General features: G+C 65.9%; 7 protein-coding genes and 1 pseudogene. 1 reads left to right on the top strand and 7 read right to left on the bottom strand.

Annotated features, from left to right (window positions below; all coding sequences use genetic code 11):
- Positions 1-288: 288 nt before the first annotated feature.
- A pseudogene (locus QM612_RS01840) lies at positions 289-564 on the top strand (endonuclease domain-containing protein); the annotation flags it as partial.
- A 134-nt stretch (positions 565-698) separates the two neighbouring features.
- Here QM612_RS01840 and QM612_RS01835 read toward each other — a convergent pair.
- From QM612_RS01835 to QM612_RS01805, 7 genes are all read right to left on the bottom strand, one after another.
- The gene (locus QM612_RS01835) at positions 699-884 is read right to left on the bottom strand and encodes a DUF2065 domain-containing protein (protein ID WP_415252194.1); all 186 of its coding nucleotides are present in this window, start codon (positions 882-884) and stop codon (positions 699-701) included.
- Between the two features lie 3 nt (positions 885-887).
- Positions 888-1,751, bottom strand: a complete 864-nt coding sequence (gene hflC / locus QM612_RS01830) for a protease modulator HflC (RefSeq protein ID WP_415252193.1) — start codon at positions 1,749-1,751, stop codon at positions 888-890.
- A complete protein-coding gene (gene hflK / locus QM612_RS01825; protein ID WP_415252195.1) occupies positions 1,748-2,830 on the bottom strand; it encodes an FtsH protease activity modulator HflK in 1,083 nt (360 codons plus the stop codon). Before hflK ends, hflC begins: the two co-directional genes overlap by 4 nt.
- 41 nt (positions 2,831-2,871) lie before the next feature.
- On the bottom strand, positions 2,872-4,200 hold the full coding sequence (hflX, locus tag QM612_RS01820) for a ribosome rescue GTPase HflX (protein WP_415252192.1): 1,329 nt from the start codon (positions 4,198-4,200) through the stop codon (positions 2,872-2,874).
- Positions 4,201-4,450: 250 nt separating this feature from the next.
- On the bottom strand, positions 4,451-4,708 hold the full coding sequence (gene hfq, locus QM612_RS01815; protein ID WP_415252191.1) for an RNA chaperone Hfq: 258 nt from the start codon (positions 4,706-4,708) through the stop codon (positions 4,451-4,453).
- A 140-nt stretch (positions 4,709-4,848) separates the two neighbouring features.
- Entirely contained in the window at positions 4,849-5,814 is a 966-nt protein-coding gene (gene miaA, locus QM612_RS01810; protein ID WP_415252190.1) for a tRNA (adenosine(37)-N6)-dimethylallyltransferase MiaA, read from the bottom strand.
- 29 nt (positions 5,815-5,843) lie between these two features.
- Positions 5,844-7,283 carry an amino acid permease gene (locus QM612_RS01805; RefSeq protein WP_415252189.1) on the bottom strand — a complete coding sequence of 480 codons (1,440 nt, stop codon included), beginning with the start codon at positions 7,281-7,283 and terminating at the stop codon, positions 5,844-5,846.
- Positions 7,284-7,428: the final 145 nt, after the last annotated feature.

Raw genomic sequence — 7,428 nt, 5'->3', positions numbered from 1 at the left:
AGGTGCCCAGGGAACTCACGCACCACGCCAGCTTGCTTTTTCCTTCTCCCCGCTTGCGGGGAGAAGGTGCCCAGGGAACTCACGCACCACGCCAGCTTGCTTTTTCCTTCTCCCCGCTTGCGGGGAGAAGGTGCCGAAGGCGGATGAGGGGCATTCCCTGACTGCAACACCCTGTAATCCCTGATGCCCTCACAGACATGTCGTACCCGACCCTGCCTGCATCCATCAGGAGAAACCACCGTGCGCGAAAATCCCAGCAACCTCCGCCAGCGCGAACTGCGCCAGAACATGACCGAGGCCGAAGTGCGACTCTGGCAGGCACTGCGCAACCGCCGCCTGCTCGGCATGAAGTTCCGCCGGCAACATCGCATCGGCCCGTTCTTCGTGGATTTCGTCTGTCTCGAAATGCGATTGATCGTGGAGCTTGATGGCAGCCAGCATCTTGACCGCCACGGGTACGACGCTAACCGGACTCGATATCTGGAACGGAACGGGTTCCGTGTCCTGCGGTTCTGGAACGATGCTGTGTTCAATACGCCGGCCTTGGTAATCGAGGCCATTTCGATTGCATTGAAGAGCAGCCCTCACCCGCCTTCGGCACCCTCTCCCGTTTCACGGGAGAGGGAAAGAACACAGCAACAACCTTTACCGGAGCGGGAAAGAACACAGCCACAAGCTTTACCGGAGAGGGAAAAGCTTTAGCTCCGCACCAGATACAAGGACACCAGCCCGAGGATCAACACCACGCCGCCGACGCGCCTGACGTGTTCGTCAGGCAGGTTCAGCAACTGCTCGGCGGCGCGCTTCCACGCGCCAGGCGCGGCGAACAGGAACAGCCCTTCAAGCACGGCCACGAGGCACAGCGCGGCCCACAGGTCGGCCATGGCTCAGCGGTCGTTGCGCAGGTATTGCAGGAACGGGTCGTTGCGCTCCAGCACGATCACGCTGTCGCCGCCGGAGAACGCCTTGCGGTAGGCATCCAGGCTGCGCTGGAAGGCGAAGAACGCCGGGTCGCGGTTGGCAGCTTCGGCGTAGATGCGCGCAGCCTCTGCATCGCCCTCACCACGCAGCTTCTGCGCGTCGCGCTCGGCCTCGGCGATGATGACCTGCTGGTCGCGGTCGGCCGCGGCGCGAATCTCGTTGGCCTGCTCCTCGCCCTCGGCGCGCAGGCGGCTTGCCACCTGCTGGCGCTGGGCGCGCATGCGGTTATAGACATCGTCGATGACGCGGCTGTCGGTGGGCAGGTCGAGCTGCTTGATGCGCAAATCAAGGATGCGGACACCCAGCGTGGCCGCGCCCTTGTTGATGGCATCCAGCTGGCTCTTGACGATCTCGGTGCGGTCACCCGACACCGCCTGCTGCAAGGTGCGCGCGTTGATCTCGTTGCGCAGCGCATCCTTGATGATGGGCGCCAGGCGGTCAACCGCTGCGGATTCAAGCCCGCCAGTGGCGCGATAGAAGGCGCGCGCGTCCTCGATCTTGCCCAGCGCGAAGAAGTCCACCAGCACGTCCTTGCGCTCCGACGTCAGGTAGCGCTCCGGCTCGGCGGGCAGCACCTGCAAGCGGCTGTCAAAGATGCGCCTGCTTTCAATCAGCGGCCACTTGAAATGCAGGCCGGGGCCAAGGTTGGTGCGGGCGACCCGCCCCAGGTTCAGGACGATGGCGGTGTGGCCTTCGCTGACCACGAACACCGAGCCCATCAGCAGCAGCAATGCGGCGACCACCGCCGCCATCCATGCAGGAAATCTCATCGCACCGTCTCCTCACGTCCGGCTGCCCGGCCACTGCGCCCCGAGCGCGTCGATCCATCCTGCGTCACCGCCTCCACCACCGGTGATACCAGCGAAGACGACGCCGCCGGCGCCGGCGATCCCGGCTTCGCCGCACCCTCCATCGGCGCCCAGATCAGCTGGCGACCATCGCCACCGACGATCTTGCGATTGCGCGCCAGCACGTCCTGCACAGTTTCCAGCCACAGCCGCTTGCGGGTGACCTCGGGCGCGGCCTTGTACTGCTGGACCAGCAGGCTGAAACGCTGGGCATCACCGGTGGCGCGGGCGATTTCAGCCGTCTTGTAGCCTTCCGCCACCGTGCGCACGCGCGCGGCCTGGCCGCGTGCCTCGGGCACGATCTTGGCCGCATCGGCACGCGCCTCGGAAATCAGGCGTTCCTTGTCCTGCTGGGCGCTGTTGACGTCGTCGAACGCAGGCTTGACCTGCTGCGGCGGACGCGCATCGGGCAGATTGAGCTCGGTGACGAGCAGGCCGGTGCGATAGGCATCCAGCGATTTCTGCAGGCGATCGCGCGCGGACACGGCCAGTTGTTCGCGCGCGCCCAGCACGGTATCCAGATCGGAACGGCCGACCTGCTCACGCACGGTACTCAGTGCGGCCTGCTTCAGCACCTCATCGCCATCTCGGGTTCCGAACAGGTATAGCTGGGGATCGGACACCCGGTACTGCACATTGATGGCGACCTCGACGATGTTTTCATCGCGAGTGAGTACCGGCACCCGATCTTCGTAATTGCTGATCTGGGTGGCCTTGACCTTGGTGACGCTTTCGATCGGCCACGGCAGCTTCAGGTTGGGGCCGGGCTGCATGATGCGGGCGAACAGGCCGAAACGCAGCACCACGCCACGTTCCTGTTCCGCCACCAGCACAAAGCAGTTGAACGCCAGCCACAGCGCCAGCGCGATCCCGGCCCAGCGCAGCGGGTTTGCGCCGCCACCACCGAAGTCCGGCAACTTGTCGAACAGACCGCCAAGCCCGCCATTGCCGCCGCTGCGCGGTGACCTGCCGGAGGAACCGCCGGGCTTGTTCCAGGCCATCCAGAGTGCTTTTGGCCCGCGCGGGCCGTGCTGTTTCGTCGTCATGCGGGGGATTCTACGGGAAGCTCGGGTTCGGTCGCCGGCAACAGGCCGCGCAGCGGCATGCCATCGGCCTGTGCGGCCAGCCGCGCGGCATCGACCAAGGGCAGGTCAACATGCAAGCGCCAGCCATCGGCATCGTGTTGTTCTTCGCGCACGGCATCCAGTGCATGCAGGCGCGCGCGCAGGCGACCCGCGTCGGTCGGCAGCAGGATGTCGCCGATCACCCGGCGCAGGCCTAACCGCTGCCCCAGCGCTTCGCGCAGCAGGCCGATGCCCAGGCCATCGCGCGCAGAAATCCACACCGCATGGCGATCCTCGCCACGCAGGTCGATGCGCGGAGTCGCGCCTTCGATGCGGTCGATCTTGTTGAACACCAGCAGTTGCGGGATGTCGCCCGCGCCGATCTCGCGCAGCACCTCGTCCACCTGCGCCATGCGTTCATCGCGCAGCGAATCGTCGGCATCGATGACGTGCAGCAGCAAATCAGCTTCACGTGCCTCGCTCAAGGTGGAACGGAACGCGGCCACCAGTTCATGCGGCAGGTCGCGGACGAAGCCGACGGTATCGGCCAGCACCACGCCACCGCCCGCAAGCTCGATGCGGCGCACGGTGGGATCAAGCGTGGCGAACAACTGATCCGCGGCGTAGGCATCCGCGCCGGTCAGCACGTTGAACAGGGTCGATTTGCCGGCATTGGTATAGCCCACCAACGCGACGCGCGGCAGTTCACTGCGCACCCGCGCGCGGCGCATCTGGGTGTGCTGGACTTCGACCTTTTCCAGCCGCTTTTGCAGCATGTCCACGCGCTTTTGCAGCAGGCGGCGGTCGGTTTCAAGCTGGGTTTCGCCGGGGCCGCGCAGGCCGATGGCACCGCCGCGCTGACGCTCCAAGTGCGTCCAGCCGCGCACCAGGCGCGTTGCCATGTGCCGCAACTGCGCCAGCTCCACCTGCAGCTTGCCTTCGTGCGAACGCGCGCGCTGGGCGAAGATGTCCAGGATCAGCCCGGTGCGATCCACCACCCGCCGTTCCAGCGCCTTTTCGAGATTGCGCTCCTGCACGGGGGTCAGCGGGTGGTTGACCAGCACCAGATTCGCGCCGGTCGCCTCGCAGGTGGCCTTCACTTCCTCAAGTTTTCCGCTGCCAATCAAGGTGGCCGGGTTGGGCTTGTCTATCCTGGCGGTCAGCACCGCCGCCACGGCTGCACCGGCGGAACGGGCCAATTCGCCGAACTCCTCCAGCACGCCCTCGGCGGGCGGGCCTCCGGCATGCGGCTGGATCAGCAGGGCGTTCTCGCCACCACGCGAGCGTTCAAAGAGTTGTGTCGGCATTCGACATTAATATGGGCGAATCCCGTAGGGGCAACCCCCTGTGGTTGCCCCCGCATGTGGTTGCCCTTGCCATCATGGGCAGGCATCACGGGCAGGCACGGGGGCCTGCCCCTACATGCGCGCCATTGCCATCACGGGCAGGCACGGGGGCCTGCCCCTACATGCGCGCCATTGCCATCTCGGGCAGGCACGGGGGCCTGCCCCTACACGTGTTGCCATTGCCATCTCAGGCAGGCACGGGGGCCTGCCCCTACTCGGCAGGCGCGGCGTCTTCGGCATCGGCATCAGCGGGATTGCCGATGCGCACGTTGCGGGCCGGTACTACGGTGGAAATCGCGTGCTTGTAGACCATCTGGCTGACGGTATTGCGCAGCAGGACCACGAACTGATCGAAGGATTCGATGGTGCCTTGCAGCTTGATGCCGTTGACCAGATAGATGGACACCGGCACGCGCTCGCGGCGCAGGGCGTTCAGGAACGGATCCTGTAGGGATTGCGACTTCGACATTGGACTCCCCAACTGCTGTCGTGTGTTGTTGTTGTTTGTGATCGTGGGCCTGAACACCTGTCGATGCTCCCCTGCCCCGCGCCCGCCCGCTTGCGAGGGGCGCGAGCCGATGTTAGCGCAGGAAACCGCGCCTGCGTGCATCAGGCGCGACTGTTGCCGATGAAACCGGCAACGGCGGCATCCAGTTCCGTGCGCGTGGTCACCGGGTCGAACCAGCGTGCGTCCAGTTCGCCGCGCAGCCATGTGTACTGGCGCTTCGCCAACTGCCGCGTTGCGGCGATGGCGCGTTCACGAAATTGCGTTTCCTTCTCCCCCCGGGAGAAGGTGGCGCGAAGCGCCGGATGAGGGTTCGGCGCATCCAGATACTCCCACGCCTGCCGATAACCGACCGCGCGCAGCGCCGGCAGATTGAGCGGCTTCGGATGCGCGTGCAGTTCCGGCAGTGCGCGCAAGCTACGCACTTCATCGAGGAAACCGGCTTCCAGCATCGCGTCGAAACGCGCCTGGATGCGTGCATGCAGAATCGCCCGTTCCGGCGGTGCCAGCGCCAGCTTCAGCACCTTCAGCGGCAGGCGCTGGCCGCGCGCATTGCGCTGCCAGTCGCTTATCGTGCGCCCACTCAAACGCCAGACTTCCAGCGCGCGCTGGATGCGCTGCGCATCGGTGGCGTGGATGCGCGATGCAGCTTCGGGGTCGACCAGCGCCAGTTCCGCATGCAGCGCCGCCCAGCCGCGTTGTTCAGCCTCGGCGGAAAGCGCGGCGCGCATCGCCTCGTCGGCTTCCGGCATGTCGGACAGGCCTTCCAGCAGCGCGCGGAAATACAGGCCGGTGCCGCCCGCCAGTATCGGCAGCTTGCCGCGCGCGACAATGCCGTCGATGGCGCGTCTGGCGTCCACCGCGAACTCCGCCGCCGAATACGGCTGCCACGGTTCACGCAGGTCGATCAGGTGATGCGGGGCTTGCGCCTGTTCCTCGCGCGTGGGTTTTGCCGCACCGATGTCCAGCCCGCGATAGACCAGCGCGGAGTCAACGCTGACGATTTCGCCGCCGTAGCGCTGCGCAAGTTCGATGGCATACGCGCTCTTGCCCGACGCAGTCGGGCCCATCAGCGCAATCGCGCGTGGCCGCTGGTCGCTCAGGTGCCGTGTTCCTTCTTCGCCAGCAGGCTGCCGCGCCGCGCATACAGCGCATACACCAGCAGGCCAAACGCATTCCACAGCAGGCACCACAGCTGCGTGCGCGCCGGCAGGCTCACGAACAGGTAGATGCAACCGAGGATCGCCACCGGCCCCACCACCCACGCCAGCGGCGTGCGGAACATGCGCGGGCGATCCGGGGCTCGCTTGCGCAGCACCAGCAGGCAGGTGGCTACCGCGACGAAGGCGATCAACGTGCCGGCATTCGCCAGCGCCGCGATTTCGTCCAGCCGCGCAACGCCGGCCAGCGCCGCCGTCACCAGCGCGGTGAACACGGTGATCGCCACCGGCGTACCGCGCTTGCCCACCTTCGACAGACTGCGTGGCAGCAGGCCGTCACGCGACATCACGAAGAAAATGCGGCTCTGGCCGTAGAAGAACGCCAGCAGCACGGTGGGCAGCGCGATGATCGCCACCACGCCGATGGCAAGCGCCGCAGTGCCGTGTCCGAGTTCACGCATGATGAGCGCGAGCGGTTCCGCGCTCTTGCCGAACACGCCATAGCGCATCGCGCCCACTGCCGCCAGCGCCACCACCAGATAGATCAGGGTGCAGCCGATCATCGAACCGACGATGCCGATGGACAGGTTGCGGCCGGGATCCCTGGTTTCCTCTGCTGCAGTGGAAATGGCATCGAAACCGTAGAAGGCGAAAAAGATGATCGCTGCTGCCGCCATCACTCCGCGCTCCACGCCATCCGGCCCCACGGTCTTGGAGAAACCGTAGGGCATGAACGGTTGCAGGTTGCCGGCATCGAACGCAGGCAAAGCCACCGCCACGAACACCGCCAGCGCGATCAGCTTGAACACCACCAGCACCGCGTTGACGGTGGCGCTTTCGCGCGTGCCGACCAGCAGCGCGCCGGCCACGACGAAGGTGATGGCGATGGCCGGCAGATTGATGATGCCGCCCGCATGCGGGCCTGCGGCAAGCGCGGCAGGCAGCGCGACATTCCAGCCGGTCTGCGCCTGCAACCATTCCATGAAGCCGACGAAGTAGCCCGACCAGCCCACCGCCACCGTGCTGACCACCAGCGTGTATTCGAGGATCAGGCTCCAGCCCACGATCCACGCCAATGCCTCGCCCAGCACCGCATAGCTGTAGGTATAGGCGCTGCCGGCGGCCGGCATCATTGTCGAAAGTTCGGCATAGGCCAGCGCCGCGCAGGCGCAGATCAGGCCCGCGATCACGAAGGAGACCAGCACGGCAGGCCCGGCCTTGTCCGCGCCGACGCCGATCAATGTGTAGATGCCGGTGCCGACGATGGCACCGATGCCAAGCGCCACCAGATGCGGCCAACCCAGCGTGGGCACCAGCCGCCGGCCTTCCTCATGCACGGTGATCTGGTCGATGTCCTTGCGCCGCAGCCATGTCTGCATGGTGTCCCCGCATCGTCGGTTGGAAGGAGCGCAGTGTAACGCCGTGTGCGGAGCAAGCTCCGCACCTACGGTGAAATGCCAGGTCGTAGCTGCCGAGCTTGCTCGGCAGAACATCCTTGGACAATGCATGATGCTGCGGGTGTGT

It is taken from the genome of Thermomonas sp. (assembly GCF_047606765.1).
Taxonomy (GTDB): Bacteria; Pseudomonadota; Gammaproteobacteria; order Xanthomonadales; family Xanthomonadaceae; genus Thermomonas.
Note: the sequence above shows the minus strand (reverse complement) of the source record. Positions and strands in the feature narration are given on the sequence as shown.